This is a genomic window from Levilactobacillus hammesii DSM 16381, from assembly GCF_001434395.1.
GTDB classification, from domain to species: domain Bacteria; phylum Bacillota; class Bacilli; order Lactobacillales; family Lactobacillaceae; genus Levilactobacillus; species Levilactobacillus hammesii.
In genome coordinates this window covers 212779-231320 of record NZ_AZFS01000059.1, presented here as the reverse complement: position 1 = coordinate 231320, position 18542 = coordinate 212779, and the positions used below count along the sequence as shown (strand labels likewise).

At 47.7% G+C, this 18542-nt stretch carries 17 protein-coding genes; 12 read left to right on the top strand and 5 right to left on the bottom strand.

Features of this window, described 5'->3' with window-relative positions:
- Window positions 1-217: 217 nt before the first annotated feature.
- The gene (locus tag FD28_RS13245) at window positions 218-370 is read right to left on the bottom strand and encodes a hypothetical protein (RefSeq protein ID WP_157059869.1); all 153 of its coding nucleotides are present in this window, start codon (window positions 368-370) and stop codon (window positions 218-220) included.
- A 202-nt stretch (window positions 371-572) separates the two neighbouring features.
- Here FD28_RS13245 and apf point away from each other — a divergent pair, with 202 nt between their 5' ends.
- On the top strand, window positions 573-1196 hold the full coding sequence (gene apf / locus FD28_RS07700) for an aggregation-promoting factor (protein ID WP_057734256.1): 624 nt from the start codon (window positions 573-575) through the stop codon (window positions 1194-1196).
- A gap of 231 nt (window positions 1197-1427) precedes the next feature.
- A complete protein-coding gene (locus tag FD28_RS07695) occupies window positions 1428-1772 on the top strand; it encodes an aggregation-promoting factor C-terminal-like domain-containing protein (RefSeq protein ID WP_057734254.1) in 345 nt (114 codons plus the stop codon).
- 110 nt (window positions 1773-1882) lie between these two features.
- Here the strand turns inward: FD28_RS07695 and FD28_RS07690 are convergent, their stop codons facing one another.
- Window positions 1883-3283, bottom strand: a complete 1401-nt coding sequence (locus FD28_RS07690) for a YhgE/Pip family protein (RefSeq protein WP_057734252.1) — start codon at window positions 3281-3283, stop codon at window positions 1883-1885.
- A gap of 259 nt (window positions 3284-3542) precedes the next feature.
- Between FD28_RS07690 and FD28_RS07685 the strand changes: the two genes are divergently transcribed.
- The 3 genes from FD28_RS07685 to FD28_RS07675 all read left to right on the top strand — a co-directional run bounded on the left by FD28_RS07685 (window position 3543) and on the right by FD28_RS07675 (window position 6162).
- Window positions 3543-4121 (top strand): TetR/AcrR family transcriptional regulator, encoded by a 579-nt coding sequence (locus FD28_RS07685; protein WP_083478147.1) that lies wholly within the window; start codon window positions 3543-3545, stop codon window positions 4119-4121.
- Window positions 4122-4203: 82 nt separating this feature from the next.
- The gene (locus FD28_RS07680) at window positions 4204-5394 is read left to right on the top strand and encodes an acetate/propionate family kinase (RefSeq protein WP_057734248.1); all 1191 of its coding nucleotides are present in this window, start codon (window positions 4204-4206) and stop codon (window positions 5392-5394) included.
- A gap of 261 nt (window positions 5395-5655) precedes the next feature.
- Window positions 5656-6162: a hypothetical protein gene (locus tag FD28_RS07675; RefSeq protein WP_057734246.1), complete on the top strand. Its 507-nt coding sequence runs from the start codon at window positions 5656-5658 to the stop codon at window positions 6160-6162.
- Window positions 6163-6543: 381 nt separating this feature from the next.
- Here the strand turns inward: FD28_RS07675 and FD28_RS07670 are convergent, their stop codons facing one another.
- Window positions 6544-8169, bottom strand: a complete 1626-nt coding sequence (locus tag FD28_RS07670) for an ABC transporter permease (RefSeq protein WP_057734244.1) — start codon at window positions 8167-8169, stop codon at window positions 6544-6546.
- A gap of 5 nt (window positions 8170-8174) precedes the next feature.
- The gene (locus FD28_RS07665; RefSeq protein ID WP_057734242.1) at window positions 8175-9074 is read right to left on the bottom strand and encodes an ABC transporter ATP-binding protein; all 900 of its coding nucleotides are present in this window, start codon (window positions 9072-9074) and stop codon (window positions 8175-8177) included.
- Between the two features lie 175 nt (window positions 9075-9249).
- Between FD28_RS07665 and FD28_RS07660 the strand changes: the two genes are divergently transcribed.
- The 4 genes from FD28_RS07660 to FD28_RS07645 all read left to right on the top strand — a co-directional run bounded on the left by FD28_RS07660 (window position 9250) and on the right by FD28_RS07645 (window position 13519).
- The gene (locus FD28_RS07660; RefSeq protein WP_057734240.1) at window positions 9250-9897 is read left to right on the top strand and encodes a TetR/AcrR family transcriptional regulator; all 648 of its coding nucleotides are present in this window, start codon (window positions 9250-9252) and stop codon (window positions 9895-9897) included.
- A gap of 1 nt (window position 9898) precedes the next feature.
- Complete coding sequence (locus tag FD28_RS07655; RefSeq protein WP_057734237.1) at window positions 9899-10558, top strand: HD domain-containing protein; 660 nt, start codon at window positions 9899-9901, stop codon at window positions 10556-10558.
- A gap of 399 nt (window positions 10559-10957) precedes the next feature.
- Window positions 10958-12586 (top strand): mannitol dehydrogenase family protein, encoded by a 1629-nt coding sequence (locus tag FD28_RS07650; RefSeq protein WP_057734235.1) that lies wholly within the window; start codon window positions 10958-10960, stop codon window positions 12584-12586.
- Window positions 12587-12637: 51 nt separating this feature from the next.
- Window positions 12638-13519 (top strand): aldose 1-epimerase family protein, encoded by an 882-nt coding sequence (locus tag FD28_RS07645; RefSeq protein ID WP_057734234.1) that lies wholly within the window; start codon window positions 12638-12640, stop codon window positions 13517-13519.
- Here FD28_RS07645 and FD28_RS07640 read toward each other — a convergent pair.
- Entirely contained in the window at window positions 13516-14190 is a 675-nt protein-coding gene (locus FD28_RS07640) for a histidine phosphatase family protein (protein ID WP_057734232.1), read from the bottom strand. The genes FD28_RS07645 and FD28_RS07640 overlap by 4 nt on opposite strands.
- 107 nt (window positions 14191-14297) lie before the next feature.
- On the opposite strand from FD28_RS07640, the gene FD28_RS07635 reads away from it, so the two are divergent.
- The 3 genes from FD28_RS07635 (at window position 14298) to gnd (ending at window position 18367) form a co-directional block, all read left to right on the top strand.
- Entirely contained in the window at window positions 14298-15290 is a 993-nt protein-coding gene (locus tag FD28_RS07635; protein WP_020089517.1) for a D-isomer specific 2-hydroxyacid dehydrogenase family protein, read from the top strand.
- 519 nt (window positions 15291-15809) lie between these two features.
- Window positions 15810-17348 carry a gluconokinase gene (gene gntK, locus FD28_RS07630; protein WP_057734230.1) on the top strand — a complete coding sequence of 513 codons (1539 nt, stop codon included), beginning with the start codon at window positions 15810-15812 and terminating at the stop codon, window positions 17346-17348.
- 116 nt (window positions 17349-17464) lie between these two features.
- A complete protein-coding gene (gnd, locus tag FD28_RS07625) occupies window positions 17465-18367 on the top strand; it encodes a phosphogluconate dehydrogenase (NAD(+)-dependent, decarboxylating) (RefSeq protein ID WP_057734228.1) in 903 nt (300 codons plus the stop codon).
- Window positions 18368-18542 lie beyond the last annotated feature (175 nt).

Here is an 18542-nt window from a genome sequence, read left to right as displayed (position 1 = left end):
TAATGCAAAAATGGTGTTGATGGATTTCTCTATCAACACCAAATATCATAGAACCCTTTTTTGTGGTCAGCTGATCGAATGAGACGGCTTGCGGGATGAACACGCCTGTTGCAGTAAAAGCAGAAGTGCAGCGGTAGGGTCATCTAAATAAGATAAACAGATCCATGGCTGAATTTGGGTTTCCCGGACGAAAAGAGACGTTAACGGCTAGCGCCTGTCAGAAAAACAGGTTGTATTGGCAGGCAACACGGACCGTGGCCCACCCAAAAGTCATGGATTTGTGAGCCATCGTCAATTTTTTACCCGTTTTTTCTAAAATCAAGCCATCGGTGACCGTGAAGATGACCGCCAATCCCGTTAAAATCGTCACACGGCAGCAAAGAAGCGCTCGAAAACCACCTTAATGTTTCGGCACCGTTAACCATGTTACAGTTTGTCATTTAACCTGGTTTTTCTTAACGCGGGTGTAACTCAGGAACAACGGCGGTGTAACGTCCACAGGTTATGATAGGTCTCGTTAAGTAATTGATAGACAGATGCTTCACTTAAATCAAAGGAGGACATTCATTTTTATGAATATCAAAAAAGTTTTAGTTTCTACTTTAGGTACTGCTGCAGTGTTAGGTGCTGGGTTATTTGCTGGCACCACTTCCGCTAACGCCGACGTCCGGGTAACGGTGAAGTCAGGAGATACTGTCGCAAAGATCGCTAACCAATACAAATCTAGTGTTTCTTCCATTGAAAGTGCCAACAACTTAAAGAACGTCAACTTAATTTACGTCGGTGAATCCTTAGTGGTTCCTGGTTCAACGAGCACGACTGCGACAACGCAGACCGCCCAAACGACCACCCCAAGTACGTCAACGACGACTACGCAGGCTAACACGGGCACTAGCAACTACAGCAACACGTCCGCAGCCAAGACCGGGACAACCAGCTCAGCTTCAACGAGCACGGCCTCAACGACCAGTTCTGACTCTTCTTCAGCCAAGGCTTGGATTGCCAACAAGGAATCTGGTGGCTCTTACTCAGCACGTAACGGCCAATATGTAGGTAAGTACCAATTGAGCGCATCATACTTGAACGGGGATTACTCTGCTGCCAACCAAGAAAAGGTTGCTAACAACTATGTTTCCTCCCGTTATGGGTCATGGTCAGCTGCTAAGGCCTTCTGGCAAGCAAACGGCTGGTACTAAGCCGAATTTAGCCTTACTAAAGGTGAGTTAATAAATTAAAAAAAGAAACGACGGTAAAACCTTTGCGGGTGGACCGTCGTTTTTGCGTCTCAAAAACCGCGAAAAATGGCGATTTTGACCCCATTCCTGTCAAAATGGGGTTGGCTGTCACCGTTTCGTAACATTCGGACAACTTTCCTGTAACTTAAGAACGTTATGCTATTCTTAACAAATTCGCTAGGAGGGACCACGTTGAAACTGAAATCACTGTTTATTATGATGTTAATGGTTGTTTCAATGGTCCTGCCTAGCGTTACCACCGTCGCGACAACGACGGCAGATGCCAGCGTGAAGTACGTTTGCACGCTGTCTAAGACGGAGAAGAAGGCCAAAGCCTGGATCGCTAACAAGGAATCTGGTGGCAATTACCGGGCTTCCAATGGCCGTTACTACGGGAAATATCAGTTGACGCGCTCATACTTAAAGGGCGATTACAGTAAGGCTAACCAAGAAAAGACGGCTGATAAGTACGCCCATAACCGTTATGGAAGCTGGACGCGGGCCAAGAGTCACTGGCTGTCCTATGGCTGGTTCTAAATTAAATTGAAATTTGTTTGTCCATCACTAGGTCATTGACTAGTGGTGGCTTTTTTATTGCGGAAAATGGAAAGGCCCACATGACAGTCAGTCGTGTGGGTCTTTTGGCATTAGTTGGCTAGAGGATTCCGTTTTAGAATTAAATGAAATTTCAGAATGATTAGCAGGTTGAACCCAATAATCATCGCGAGGATGAGTTCCCATGCGGTGTTGGTGGCAACATTTGTCGAAATGGCGGATCGGAGTAGCTGAATGAGGTAGGTCATGGGGAGCCAGGGATTGAGCCAGCGGGCAAATGGGCTGACCAAGACAGTCGGGTACAGACCACCGGAACTGGCGAGTTGTAAAACTAAGACAATGGAGATTAGCCAGGTACCAAAGCCGCCAAGCAGGATACGGAGACAGAAAATCAGGGACAAGAATAACAGGGCACCCAAAAGAATGGCGCAGAACAGGGCCGTTTGAGATTGAACTTGGAGATGATTGGCGAGTCGTAGCACGCCAAAGAGTAGACTGCTCTGAAGCAAGGCTACGACACTAATGATAGCGGCTTTGCTTCCCCACCAGGTGATCGCAAGCTGGGGCTTACGATGAAAATCGCCGGCGTTATACATGGTTCCTAGGGCAATTCCGCCCACGTAGAGGCCGATGGCGATGGCAAAGGGCGCCATGCCAGTGCCATTATTAGGGACTTTGGCAATGTCGTGACTGACCGCGGTTACTGGTCGCGCCAGGGCTGCGGCATTGGCTGTATTCGGTTGAATCGTATGGAGACGATTATGAGCAGCCGTCAGTGAGTTGGTTAAGACGGTTGTGCCGTCATAGAGCTGCGTGAGTCCCTGATTCGTTGCGGTTAGTCCAGCCGTTAAGGGGACGATCGTCTGATGAGTACCGGCAATGGCTGACTGTAAGCGTTGAGTTCCTTGTTGCAGGCGTTGAACGCCATTGGCCAATTGGGCACTTCCAGTCGCGGCACGGTGAACCCCCGTTGTCGCACCCTGCAACGCGGTCATTAGAACCTGGCTATTCTGCTGGGTGACCTCTTGGGTGACTTTAGCGGTGATGTTGGTGGCGATACCCGCGGTTATTTTGGAAACAATGAAATTTTGACCGGAGTTCAGCGTGTTGTGTAGCTTCATCGTCTGGGGATGTGGACCCAGTAACGTTGTTGCGTTGTGGGAAAAATCTGTGGGAATCGTGACAATTAGATAAATAGCGCCAGTTTGTAACCGTCGATGGGCGGTTTGTGCGGATAGTTGATGAAAGTCCAAATTTTTAGTTCGAATAAGATTGTGCGTCAGGTTGCGGCCAATGGCGACGGTGTGACCGTGGTCTGTGACGGGGCGATCATGGTTGACGATGGCCACGGGAATATCGTCAGTATGACCGTAAGTGTTCCACATGGATGAGAGATACAGGTAGCAGTAAATTGCGGGAATTAACGCAATCATGACTAGAACAACGAGAATCATTTTATGCTGTTTTAAAAAATGCCATTCGCTGGTTAACATTTGAATTCCACCCTTCAAATCGACATGTTGTTGATTGAACAGTCATAGACTACGAGTCCTTTGAACGCTTGACAATCAACAATTGGGGGTCATTTGTTGGGGTGATGAAGCCAAATATCGTCCATTTGAGCGTGGACCTGCTCGTGATAGGCGTAGTGACATAACCAACGACAGAAGTCATGAGACTGTTGATTGCGATTGTTCAAAAAAAGTTTTTAAATAGGATCTGAAATCAACAAACTGTCGAGGGGGAAATGCTGTGGAAACCAATGCTAAACGGTTAGAGACGGAAGTTAAGCTCCAACGGGCGTTTATTAAGTTGATGACGAGAACGGGGTTTGAACATGTGAGTGTGCAGGCTCTTACGCGAGAAGCGGGTATTAATCGGGGAACGTTTTACTTACACTACATCGATAAGTTTGATTTACTGGCCCACTATGAAGATGAGTTGGTCAATCAGATTCATACGATCTTTGAACGGTATCCTAAACCAACGGATCCGGTAGCAGAGGACATTACGGCAAATGCTTTTTGGCAATTATTTCATTATCTGTTTCGGCAGCGTGAATTGGCCGTGGTTCTACTGCAGAGTCCAGCCTCGCAGATGAGTGTACGGGTGAAACAACTGGTTGATGAGGTGATGGGACCAGTTACTGGCTACAATGAGGGAGTACCGGCAGGTTTTTCTCAGGCATTAGTCGCCCAGGGGGTGCTGGACTATATTGGATATTGGTTGACGCAAGCGACTAGTGTGACGCCGGATGAGGCCTACGTTATATTTAACCAAACGCGTGTCTTGTCACCACAACAGCTCTTGCACGGCGTGGCTAAAAGGTAGTCAAATCTTGTGCAACGTTTTGATTGTAAACGATTCCATAGTCCGATAAACTGTGAATTAACGACTGAATGGGAGGCGTATCATGGCAAAAGTGCTAGCAATTAATGCGGGAAGTTCGACGTTGAAGTGGCAGTTATTGGCAATGCCTGAAGAACAGGTGATTGCATCGGGGCTCGTGGATCGGCTGAATCTGCCGGGATCGATTTTTAAGGTTAAGCTGGCTAACGGTGAAAAATTCTCAGAGACTCAAGACAATATCACGAATAAGTTGGCTGCGGCAATGGTTTTGACACGGCTGAAATCTTACGGCATCTTAACGCACCTTAGTGAGATTACCGGAGTCGGCCACCGTATTGTTGCCGGCGGTGAGGTGTTTAAGGATTCCGCCGTCATCACGCCCACCGTTTTGGCCCAGATCAAGGCGCTCAAGGACTATGCGCCGTTACACAATCCCGTGCAAGCCTACTATATCGAGGTCTTTACGCAGCTGCTGCCCCGGGCGCGGCAAGTGGCGGTCTTTGACACGTCGCTGTATGCGCAAATGCCAGCGGTTAATTATCTGTATAGCGTTCCTTATGAGTACTATGAAAAATTTGGTGCGCGTAAGTATGGCGCTCACGGGACCAGTCATCGTTACGTTGCGGCGCGAACAGCGGAAATTTTAGGCCGCCCACTGACGGATTTGAAACTAATTACCCTACACTTAGGTTCCGGATCATCTATCACGGCGTTTGACCATGGTCGGGCGTTGGACACGTCTATGGGATTTACCCCGTTGGCGGGAGTCATGATGGGCACGCGCTCGGGTGATATTGATGCCTCATTGGTCGCATTCTTGGCGGAAAAATTACACAAGAGTATGCCAGAAATGATTACGATTTTAAATCACAAATCGGGTTTACTGGGTATTTCAGAGTTGTCGCCAGACCAGCGTGATCTGGAACAGACGCAAGGGGAACGACCCAAGTCTAAGCTGGCTTTGGAGATGTTTGTCAATCGCGTGGTCCGCTATGTCGGAAGTTATATCGCTGAGTTGGGTGGTGTGGATGCACTCGTCTTCACGGCTGGCTCGGGTGAAAATGGCATTGAGATGCGTCAGGCCATTGCCGATGAGTTGGCTTACTTTGGGATTGCAATTGATCCAGCTAAAAATGATTTTCGCGGGCAAGAGCGGCTGATTAGCCCGGATGACGGTCGGGTAAAAGTGCTCGTGGTGCCAACTAATGAAGAATTGATGATTGCCCGGGATGTTGAACGACTGACACAGTCATAGAAGAAATTAAGGTGGTGCGCTGGCTAGCGGCCACCTTTTATCATGGGCGCAAATATCACCAATATTATCGTAACAGACGGTGTTTAGTTATACCTTAAGTAAGGGCTTAAACGTTGTTTTAACACTGTTTCGATTGTGTAAAGACCGTGACAAAATGACATGTTATCGCCGCTTTATTAACGATTGGGTAACTTCCACCTAACGTTGCTGTGACCTTACCGCGGTAAGCTGTTACCAGTTAGAAAGGGAGGAACCTGATTGATGCTAATTAAGAAAGTAATGATCACGTCGTTAAGCGCCGCTACTGTACTGGCCGCAGGAATCGGCCTTTCTGGTATTACGGCCAATGCCAGCACTGGCGGTGGCCAACCGCAGGGACAAACAACCACTAGTCACTATCGTGAGCAACCCCAAACGTCAATCGATAATTCTTACCGGTTGTCGCGAGCGGCCCAGACAGGGACAACCGTAACTACGTCCAGCACATCGACTAGTCAAGCGACCGGTGCGACGATCACAGAGGCCCAATTTGAATCGCAAGGGGTCGTTTATCTGAATGGTAATAAGTGGACCTACTATTCTGGAAGCACAACGGCTGATGGCACCAGTATTAGTGCCAATGGCCTTGATCCCAATGGGTACCGGGTCGTTGCCGCACCGTCAAATGTTGCTTTTGGAACCAAGATCATGACGCCATTAGGCATGGGTGTCGTGCATGACCGGGGAACGGCCATCACCGGGAACCACTATGATGTTGTGATTCAGTAAGTCAGTCTAATTTTAGAAAAGAACCCCCATACCATAATTTTAGAAAAGAACCCCCATACCATGATGCGGACTGAGAGCCGGGCTGGTACGGGGGTTTTGCCTTGGGGGTGGCATAGTCATAGCTTAACGGATTGGCGAGCTAAATACGACAACAATTTGATTATTCTTTTTGGCGGTTTAGCCGTTAATGACGCTGAACAAATAGTGGGTTGAAAGTGGGATCAAGCGACAAGTTTGCTAATTTTAAAGTATAAATAACATTATGAATAGTTAATGCTTGCTATTTGCGGTGGAATTCCGTATTCTGAGTTTTAAGAAAGCGGCGTAAGAAAAAACGAGACCTAAATTGAGAAGGCCTCGTTCCATTACCAGTTATTTAAGTTAGCTCATATGAAGATCCCGTTGTCGATAACCCCACCAACCGATGAAAATGAAGATGATGCTCAGAACGATCATCCAGCTAAAAGTCGACCATTCGACGTTGTGACTGGGAACCTTGTTCATCCAGCCGAGTGGTGCCAAGCGTTGCAGCCATTTTGGTAGTTTCAACATGCCCCCCATGTAGATGGTGATGAAGCCAATGCCCAAGTATAACCAGTTGAGCGTCCTGAGTCGTGGCCACCAGCCAATAAGGGCCGTAGCAATACCAAGGAAAACCAGAATAGCCGGAAGCTGTCCCCAGATGGCTTGCCAGAATTCAAAGCGAGTTAGACCATCTTTAGGATGACTTAAGGTGGCATTGCCGACCAGAATTAAGCTGCTAACGGCGACACCAAAAGCCACGATACTGCTTAATAGACCAGTGCAGAGGTAACTGAAGAAGAGTCTTGTCCGGGAAAGCGGACGCGCATACAGGGATTCCAGCCAACCATTTGTTTCGTCGCTGTAAAGTTTGTAGATAAGCTGCATACCAGGAATCGTGGCCAGAGCGGCCATCAGGATAACAAGCGTTGACGTGAAGCTCACCAGCATGGCGTGATTGGCTTCATGGATAACGTTTGAGCCGAAGACCTGTTGCATGGTGGGATTCGTTTTTAACATATCCCCGATACTGTTGTAGATGCTGCCATAAGTCATCGCCAGAATAGCTAAACCGATGATCCAGCCGATAATGACGTTGTGTTCACGACGCCAAAGTAGGGACGCGGGGCCACGCAGAAAACTGGAAGCGGTGCGCCGTCCAGGACGGGTAGCGAGGGCCCCTGCATTTAAGTCGCGGTGAAGATTAATCGTTGCGGCCAGCAGATAGAGAATGAGGGCAGTTGCTAAGGACAGGAAAATAGGGAGCCAATTGGGATGATAGTAAGGTGAGATTTTTTCCACCCAGCCCAGCGGAGACCACCAGGTGTAATCGGGATTCTGAACATCGGTCATCATCCGAACGACGTAGGCTAGGCCAAATAGTCCGTAGGCTAAGCCGGTTGCGCTGGCAGAATGATCAGCAAGTTGTGCCGTCACTAAGCCTAGAATACCGAAGCCCAGACTGGTGGCGGCTAAACCAATAGCAACGGCCCAGTTTCCTTCAGTGGTGATCCCGTGCATGTTGGAAAATCCTAAGCCAACGCCATACAGGATGGCGATGAAACTGTTGATGATGACTAGCTCTAGGGCTGCCGCCGTCAGTGGGGCCAGTTGACCGACCGCCCGTGAACGGACGAGTTCCGTAATACCTTGGTCCTCTTCCCCACGAGTTGCGTGAACGCCCAGCATGATATTCATCACGATCTGGGTAATGGCCATGAATACGACCATTTCAGTCGAAAATATTTGTGCCGTTGAGGGATTGTTAGTGAATTTGAAGGCACCGAGTAGCGCCACCATGGCGGGACTCTTTAACGTGCCTTTAATCGCGGCAATCTCGTGTGGCGTACCGAAGATATCAGTGAATTTAAAGGCGACACCGACCATCAATCCGGCAAGAATGAGCACCCAAATGAGAATGCGCAAGCGGTCGCGGCGCAGTGCGAGCCCGGTTAGGCGACCAGTGCGGGCAAAACGTGATGTCATGTCCCTCACTCCTTTTCTGTCGTGTAGTAGTGCATGAAGAGGTCTTCCAAGGTTGGGGGCGTGCTCTGCAAGGCCATGATGTGGTGCTCAGTGAGTGTCGCCATGACTGCAGGTAGAGACTTCGCCTCAACTGAGAATTGCCACTCGTTCGGGTGTTGCCCGGGTTCGGCATTATGAACACCGGCCAGCTGAGTCACATCCAGTGCCGTTTGTAAGGTGACGGTGATGACGGTTCGCGTCAGGTGGCGCATTTCTTCTAAGCTACCCGTTTCGATGATACTGCCCTCACGGATAATGGCGATCCGATCGCACATGCGCTCGACTTCGGAAAGAATATGACTGGAAAGAAGGACGGCTTTACCCTGTTGTTTAAGGGCCAATACGGCTAATTGAAATTGGCGCTCGTTCAACGGATCGAGTCCGGAAGTGGGTTCATCAAAGATGTAGAAATCAGCGTTTTGAGAGAGGGCGGCAATTAAGGCAACTTTTTGGCGGTTTCCTTTAGAGTAAGTCCGGGCCTTTTTGGTCGGGTCGAGTCCGAATTGCGTGATTAAGTCGTCTGTTCGTTGGGAATGTTGAGAGCCGTTCATCTTGAGCAACAAATCAATAATTTCGCCACCAGTCAAGTTAGGCCAGAGATAAACATCGCCAGGAACGTAAGCCAGTCGTTGGTGAATGGCGACGCTATCGTGCCAAACGTCCTGACCAAAGATGGTGGCATCGCCGCCAGTGGCGCGGATCAGACCGAGCAAAACGCGAATGGTCGTTGACTTGCCGGCGCCGTTGGGGCCAATGAAACCAAAGACCTCGCCAGCATTAACACTGAACGTAATATCCTTTAAGGCTTGAAAATGGCCGAATTTTTTTTGAAGATGGTTAATTTGTAATATTGGATTTGTGGTCATCTGAAATCCCTCCTTACGGTTATCTAAATCGCTATCATCGTAAGCCCCCGGCTAATGGAAGTCAACAAAAAGTGAACTATTTTTATTAAATAGTTCACCAAAGCTAAAAACGCTTGGTAAATGAGATATGATAGAATAAGTGACGGAAGTTTTAAATCTAAAGGTGGCGAAGGGTATGGCGACGAATCAGCAGCGACGTAAGCATCAGCGGCAAAATATTCTCCGTGCCGCGACCAAACTGTTTATGCGCGATGGCTACAAAGTGACGCACATCAAGGCTGTTGCGGCCGAGGCAGGGGTTTCCCAGGTGACCCTCTACAAGTATTTTGATAGTAAGCTTGCCTTGGGACACCAAGTTGTGTTAGATATGATTACGACTGGTTACGCTGATTATCAAAAAATGGTCGATGATCATTCGCGTTCGTTTCGGGAGCTCATTCAGTTGATGATTACGACTAAGACGGGTTATGCGGTTGAGATGAGCGATGACTTTTACCAGTTCGTGGCCGATGATATGCGGGGCGCTTTGGGGAACGATGAAGCGCAACGTCTCTATCAAGCCGGCAAAGAGAAGTTTTGGGATGGTGTGATTGCGCGGGGGCGTGCTGCGGGGATGATTAGTCCGATGCTTTCCGATGAAGCCCTGATGATGTATTTGGACATGTACGTTCAATACTTCAGTGCGCCGACCAGTCATCCGCTGATTGGTGAGGCCGCCGCTTACAAACGCTATGCCGATCAACTGATGCACTTGTTTTTTTATGGATTTATTGGCGATCCACCGCAAAGTGATGAAGATTCAACAAAGGAGCAGACAAACTAATATGACAGAAACAGAGATTTTAGCCGCCGTTCAACAATTTTCTAAGTCCAAAATGGGTGACGATGAAACGGGACATGGGTTCGATCACATCCAACGTGTGGTTGGCCTGGCCGATCGCTTAGTGCAACAGTATCCTGAAGCCGATCGCGTCTTAACGGTAACCGCGGCCTATCTTCACGATGTGATTGATGAAAAGCTAGTGGCCGATACCGCGCAAGCCAGCAAGGAAGTGCGTTACTTCTTAGCCCAACAGAGCTTTACCACGGACCAGATTGAGACGATCTTTTTGATTATGGATAACATGTCTTATCATAAGACGTTGGATGGAACGGCGAAGCCCCTGCCATTGGAGGGCAAGATTGTCCAAGATGCCGATCGACTGGATGCCATTGGCGCTATTGGTATCTCACGTGCGATCTATTTTGGGGGGCACTTTGGCGAAAAAATTTACGATCCCGCCATTCAACCGCGCACTGAAATGACGCATGCGGAGTATCGTAATCTTAACAATGAAACGATTATTAACCACTTTTACGAAAAATTGCTGACATTGAAGGATTTAATGAATACTGAGGCAGCTAAAAAAATGGCTGAACACCGGCAACAGGTCATGTTAGACTTTTTAGCAGAATATAAAGCGGAATGGAACGCGAAGGCATAGGCTTTCGCGTTTTTATTTGCCGGCAAGTCAAAGTTAGGGATTTAAAGATTCTGTGGCAAGTGATATACTGTGACTGTACGCAATGTTCACGTTAACATTTTATACATATTAAAATGGTAGCGCTAACTTTATTGATGTGCATAACTAATGTACTAGATATTTGAGTTTGGCAAAATATTTTCAAAAGGCGACAAACTTTACAATTTCGCTTAAGTCACTGGTGTTCCTAAGCTGAGGTCGATTTTAGACGAAGAATAAAGGTTGACAATTTCTGATAATATTGTATTATGAAATCGGTTACACTGTCATACTAGTATATTAGTTGGGCGGTGCTGATTGTTCGACCATTAGTTGAATTTAACAGTTCGATACTTTGACAATACGAAAGGGCGGTTTCAGATGGTTAAACTAACGGATGATTACTTAAACAACAAGGCGGCTTTTGCAGCGGCCGGGATTACGGTTCCTACTTATGATCAAGACAAGTTGCGGACAGCAACAAATGAACACCCACGTTGGGTTCACTTTGGTGGGGGGAACTTGTTCCGTGCGTTCCACGCAGCCATTGCGAACACTTTAATTGAAAAAGGCGAATTAGATTCTGGGGTTATCGTGGCTGATACTTACGACAATTCTGTTGTTGATGGTGTTTACAAGCCATTTAATGACCGGGTTTTACGTGTTATCACTAAAGCCGATGGGAATTTTGACAAAGAATTATTTGCATCAGTTACGGAATCACTCTTCGCTACCCCAGCGCGCGAAGCTGATTGGAAACGGATGCAAGAAATCTTCAAGGCACCTTCACTGCAAGTGGTTTCCTTCTCAATCACTGAAAAGGGCTACAACTTAAAGACGGTTGCTGGTGACTTGAATGACTTAACCAAGGCTGACTTGGCTGCTGGTCCTGCCGCTCCTAAGGGGAACATGGCTGGTTTAGTTGCCTTACTGTTAGGTCGTTTCCAAAATGGTGCAACGCCATTAACGTTGATGAGTACCGATAACTTCTCCAACAACGGGGACAAGTTAAAGGACAGTGTCTTGACGATTGCCAAGGGCTGGAAAGAAAATGGCTTTGTGGGCCAAGACTTCTTAGACTACTTACAAGACAGCAAGAAGATCAGTTTCCCACTGTCCATGATCGACCGGATTACGCCAAATCCTTCTGAAGCCGTTAGTGCTAAGTTGAAGGACTCAGGCTTTGAAGATTACACGATCATTCACACGCCTAAGCACACCAACATTGCCCCATTCACCAACACTGAAGAAGTTCACTACTTAGTTGTAGAAGACAACTTCCCTAATGGTCGGCCAAAGTTTGAAGATGCCGGTGTTATTATGACTGATCGTAAGACGGTTGGCGAAGCAGATGAAATGAAAGTTACCACCTGCTTGAACCCACTGCACACGTCATTGGCTATCTTTGGTAGCGTTCTGCAATTCAAGTCAATTTCTGACGAATTACAAAATGATGACCTGGTTGGCGTTATCAAGCAAATTGGTTACGTTGAAGGCTTACCAGTTGTGACGGATCCTAAGGTTATCAACCCTAAGGAATTCATCGACCAATTGGTTACCAAGCGTTTGCCTAACCCATACATTCCTGATACACCACAACGGATTGCTACCGATACGTCACAGAAGATCCCAGTTCGTTACGGGGTAACGATCAAGCAATACGTTGACCGCGATGGCTTCGATCCTTCGACTTTGGAATTCATCCCATTGACGATTGCCGGCTGGTTCCGTTACTTGATGGCAGTTAACGATGAGGGTGAAGCCTTCGAACCAAGTCCAGATCCAATGATGGACGACTTGAAGAAGTATGTTGGTGACATCAAGTTGGGCGAACCAACCGATGTTCACGCACACTTGAAGGACATCTTGACGAACAAGGCTATCTTTGGTCAAGACCTCTACGCAGTTGGTTTGGGTGAAAAGGTTGAAAACTACTTCAGTCAAATGATTGCTGGTAAGGGTGCTATCGTTAAGACCATCGAAGATGCCTTAGCAAAGCACGCAAAGTAAACCATAAAAATTGTCGGTCGTCGCTTAGAATTTATGAGGAGTGAGAAGTTTATGATCACCATTCAAAACAGTCGCTTTCGGGTTGCGATTAATGAAGTTGGAGCCGAGTTAACCCATTTTGTGGATCAGACTACAGGTCGTGATTTAATGTGGAACAATGATCTCTGGCCAAAGCATGCGCCGGTATTATTCCCGGCAATTGGTCGTTCAAACGAAGACAGCTACTTGATTGATGGCCAAAAGTTCGACATGCCTCAACACGGCTTTGTCAGCGGCTTAACGTTTGCCGTTGCCAATCAGACTGACTCAGCAGTGACTTTGTCAGCCCGTGCTGATGACGACACGAAAAAAATGTATCCCTTTGATTTCGAACTGCAAGTGACCTTTAGCTTAACGGCTGACGGCTTGAACCTGAAGTTTGATGTCAAGAACCATGATACTAAGGATCTTTCCTTCTCCTTAGGGTCTCACCCAGCATTCAACGTGCCATTCTCAGATGGCGAACAGTTTACGGATTACCAAGTGGCCTTAACGCCGGCACCACAAGACTTAACCCACTTTGAGATCGTAAAAACGCCAAATCCATTCCGGAGCGGCAAGAGCTTGCCTGTCAAGAATGAAAATGGCGTGATTGATTTGAACTATCCGATGTTTGACGATGGTTTGATCATTCTGAGTGCCCCAGGTTTGGAACACGTTACGCTGCGGTCTAAGACCAGTGGCAAGTCCATTACGTTAGACGTGAAGGACTTTGACTACGTGACCCTGTGGACCAAGGAAGGTGCCAATGCACCATTCCTGTGTATCGAACCATTCAATGGTCTGCCAGATGTTTCCGGCGACCTGCGTGAGCTGAAGAGTAAGGAAGGGAACCACCATGTGGCTGCCGGCCAGACTGAAACCATGGCTTACGACATCCACGTTAAAGACTAATCCTGCCGATTGTAAGCGGTAATCTTACCGCTGAATTGGTGCTCGTCAACGGCCTGTGCTTCTAAGGTGGTAATCCCACCATTGACCGGGAAGTTGGTGAGGGCGTCAAAGTCAGGACCATACCGCAGCACCAGCGAGCGAATCAAGGTGCCATGAGTGACCACGAGTAGCCGGTCGCCATCGTGGGCTTCAGTGAGTAACTCCTGAATACCACGGTCGACGCGGCTACTGAACGTGGCACCATCCTCAGACAGGTGGCGGGGGTCCGCAGCATGCATGGCGTCTCGTGCGGCGTCAAATGAGTATTTCTGGATGATCTCGGCTTGCGTCCGACAGCCCAGCTGTTGGTGCTCGCCGACTTCAATCCAGGCCTGGTGAAAGTCCAAGCCTTCATAGGAACCGAAGAAGACTTCACGAAAATCTTCGTGTTGTTCCGGTTCCGCTTGAAGAAACCGATTCGGCTGAATGATATGTTTAGCGGTATCGATGGCGCGTTTGAGGTCGGATGAATGGTAGCTTTGATAGTGAGTATTCTTGAGCAACTGGCCGACTTGATCGGCCGTTGCGATTCCATTCGCCGTGAGTGGTGAATCAGCCCAGCCCTGGAGTTTATCCATGGTGTTGAAGATGGTTTGCCCGTGACGGACGAAATCAATGGTAATTGTTTTCATAAAGAAGTAGCCTCCTAACAAGATGTCTATTGACATTATACGCATATTTAGGGAGCGCTAGGTGTAAGATTGAATTTGAATTTAATTATTTTGGAGGTTTTTGGAAAATGGCACAATATAAAATTGCGGTGGTTAACTCAAGTAGTTTTGGACAAGTCTTCAAGGAACACTGGCAACAAATCGAAGAAATCGGTGAAGTTAAGCGGTTCATGCTGCCTACTGACATCGATGGTAAGTCATTAGCCAAGGAATTAAATGGCTACAACATTATCATTGCTTCCGTTACGCCAATGTTTAACAAGGAATTCTTTGACAACAAGGACGAAACCTTACTGATTTCTCGTCACGGTATCGGCTTCAACAACGTTGATATCAAAGCTGCCAAGGAACATGGGACTAAGGTTGCTATCGTGCCACAACTGGTTGAACGGGACTCCGTTGCTGAAAACGAATTGGCTAACTTGATGACGTTAGTTCGTCGGACGGTTCAATCCGCAGAACGCGAACGGGATGACCGTTACGAAGACCGTGCCGAATTCATGGGTAATGAATTATCTGGCAAGACCTTCGGGGTTATCGGCTGTGGGAACATTGGTAGCCGGGTTGCAGAATTATTCAGTGTATTTGGTGGCCCAATCTTGGTTAACGACCCAGATCCTAAGGCACCAGCTGGCTGGTTAAAGAGCCACAACGTTGAACGCGTTGACTTGGATACGCTGTTGGAAAAGGCCGACTACATCTCATTGAACGCTTCTTTGAACGACGGTAACTACCATTTGATCGACGCTAAGAAGATCGCCAAGATGAAGAAGGGTGTTTACCTGTGCAACAACGCACGTGGGGCCCTCATTGACGAGACTGCTCTCTTAGACGGAATCAAGTCTGGTAAGGTTGCTGGCTATGCTGCCGATGCTGTTGAAGTTGAACCAGTTCGGGCAACTTCACCATTACTGCAAAACGACCGCGTATTATTGACGCCACATACCTCCGCTTACACCTACGAATGCCTTCACGGGATGGGTGAAAAGTGTGTCAGCGATGTGAAGAATATTGTTGCCAACAAGCCGTTGGTTCGTGAATTAACAAGTACTTTAGCCTAGTAAACAGGCCGAACGGGACCATGTGCTGCTAATTGGGGGCACGTGGCCCCGTTTATATCCTAACGCCGCACACTGTGTACGCTGTTTTTCGCCTCTGACGGTTGGAAATTCCACCCTGTGGGGCACACTTGAAGCCAAAAAGCGGTCTTCAAGCTCGCTGCCAAGCCCCACTAAAACCGTGAGTCTTGACAGCGTCCCATGCTGTAAGACTGGCAGATCACCAGCCTAACAGCATCGACACTGGGTTCCATTTTCAACCGTCGCCGGCTACATGACAACAGTCAATGAGTGATAGCTGGAGGAAGTCAGACAGAACCCCGTGTCGGTGGACTTAGCTGGGGTTCTTTCCCAGCTTAGACCACGGCCAACTTTGAAACTCGGTTTTTTGAGGTTCAAAGTTGCCCTGAAGACCGCCTCTCAGGCTTCAGGTCTGCCTCACCGGGTGGCGTCTGGCTTCCGGAAGCGAAAAACTTAAGTAGACATTTCAAAAATCGCCAAAATAAAAGGAAGTTGAAAATTATGGATTATTTAATCGGAATTGACGTTGGTACCACGAGTACCAAAGCCGTACTGTACAACACTGATGGGGAAATCTTTGGCTATGCCAACAAGCTTTACCCCTTGATTCAAGACAACCCCGACATGGCTGAAGAAGATCCAGATGTGATCTTTGACGCCTCCGTTGAAGCCTTGAAGGAAGTTACGGCCAAGGCTGACCCTAAAGAAGGTAAAATCTTAGGGGTTTCCTGGTCAACGCAGCAACACAGCTTGGTTGGGATGGACAAGGACTACAAGCCAACGACGCGGGCCATTACGTGGGCTGACAACCGTTCTGAAAAGGTTGCTTCCAAGATGGCTGCCGATGGTAGTGGTTTGGAACTTTACAAGCGGACTGGTTTACCAACCCATCCAATGGGCGTGGTTTACAAGTTGCTATGGATCAAGGAACAACACCCAGATACCTACAAGAAGACCCAGTACTGGGTTGGTTTGAAGGAATACCTGTTGTACCGGTACTTTGGTCAACTTAAAGAAGAAACCAACATGGCTTCTACCACGGGTCTCTTCAACATCCACACCATGGACTGGGACGAAGAATCCATGAAGTTGACGGGGATTACGCGTGACCAATTGCCAGAACTCGTTGACACCACTTACCAGATGAAGGGCCTGCACCCAGAAATTGCCAAGGAAATTGGCTTCTCTGCTGATACGCCATTCATTATGGGTGGTACTGACGGGGCCCTCTCTGAAATCGGTCTGGGCGCTATTAACAAGGGTGAAGTGGCGGTTACCATCGGGACTTCCGGTGCTGTCCGGACCTTCGTTGACAAGCCACAAATCGACCCTAAAGGCCGGATTTACTGCTACCCAGTTATGCAAGGCAAGTGGATCATTGGTGGACCCGTGAACAACGGGGGAATTGTCTTCCGTTGGGTACGGGACAACCTCTTTGCACCTGAAAAGGCACAAGCCAAGAAGGAAGGTAAGGATCCATATGACTTACTGACTGAAATTGCTAGCAAGGTGCCAGCCGGTTCCGATGGCCTGATCTTCCACCCATTCTTAGGTGGCGAACGGGCCCCAATCTGGGATGGTAACGCCCGGGCTTCATACTTTGGTTTAACGCGGCAACACAACCGTTCTCACATGGTTCGGGCTGCCTTGGAAGGGATTGTTTACAACCTCTACACCGTTGAATTGGCGTTGAAGGAAGCCATGGAACCAACTGCTATTCTGGCTGCCGGGGGCTTTGCCCGCTCACCACTATGGCGTCAAATGTTGGCTGACATTTTCGAAGAACCTGTGACGATTCCAGAAGCCTTCGAAAGTGGTTGCCTGGGCGCCATGGTTATTGCTCAGATTAGTTTAGGCTTAGCGGACGACCTGTCAGTCGTTAAGAAGTTTATCGGGAAGATGAACACTTACAAGCCAAACCCAGAAACTTTCGAAAATTACCGCGAAATTATGCCAATTTACATTCGTTTGGGTCGGAAGTTACAAACTGAGTACGACAGTATCGCTGAATATCAACGGAAACGCGCACCAAAGGAATAAATTGTTAGTTTTGATGATTTATTTACAAAAACTGCTTGAAATTTGTAAAACTTTTTCATATAATAGAAAGCGTTAACTGATATATTACTTTTTTCAAGCAGAGAGGAACTTATACCATGAAGATTGGATTAGTTGGATTAGGTAAGATGGGTAGCAACTTAGCTCAAAACATGATGGACAACGGTCACGAAGTTGTTGGATTTGACTTGAACAAGGATTTTGTTAAAGAAGTTGCCGGATTCGGCGCAGAAGCTGCGACGTCACTGGACGACTTGCTTAGCAAGTTGCCTTCTCCTAAGGTTGTTTGGTTGATGTTGCCAGCTGGCAAGCCAACTGAATCAACTGTTGCCACGTTGACTGAGGTATTAAGTGCCGGCGATTACATCGTTGATGGTGGGAATTCCTTCTGGCAAAACTCCGTTGCGGATGCCAAGAAGGCCGAAGCCAAGGGCATTAACTTCTTCGATTGTGGGACCTCTGGTGGTCAATCTGGTGCCCGTCATGATGGGAACTTCATGATTGGTGGGACCAGTGCTGAAGCCTTTGAAACGCTGAAGCCAATCTTCGAAGGCATTGCTCAAGAAAATGGTTACCTTTACACCGGCGCTGCTGGTTCAGGTCACTACTTGAAGATGGTGCACAATGGTATTGAATACGGGATGATGGAAGCTATCGGTGAAGGGTTCGATGTTCTGGAACACAGTGACTTCGACTACGATAACGAAGCAGTTGCCCGTCTGTGGAACTCCGGTTCTGTCGTGCGTTCATGGCTCATGGAATTGGCTCAAGAAGCCTTCTCTAAGGATGCCAACCTTGAAGAAATTCGGGGAACGATGCACAGTTCTGGTGAAGGTAAGTGGACGTTACAAGAAGCCCTCAACCAAGAAGTTCCAGTTCCAGTTATCAGCTTAGCGTTGATGATGCGTTACCGTTCAATGGAAAACGATACCTTTACGGGTAAAGTTGTTTCGGCGTTACGGAATGGTTTTGGTGGCCATGCGGTCGACAAGATCAAGTAATTCTAAATTTTAATTCAACTCAAAAAACGAAAGCTCAGACGGTAAAAGGTCTGAGCTTTTTTGTACGTATTTTCGAAATGGTATGGTGGCGAAGAGCAGGCGGGGGATGGCTAGCTGATAGTCATTTAATGAAAGCAATATCCTAAAGATGATAAATTGGTTGCTAACCAGCAAA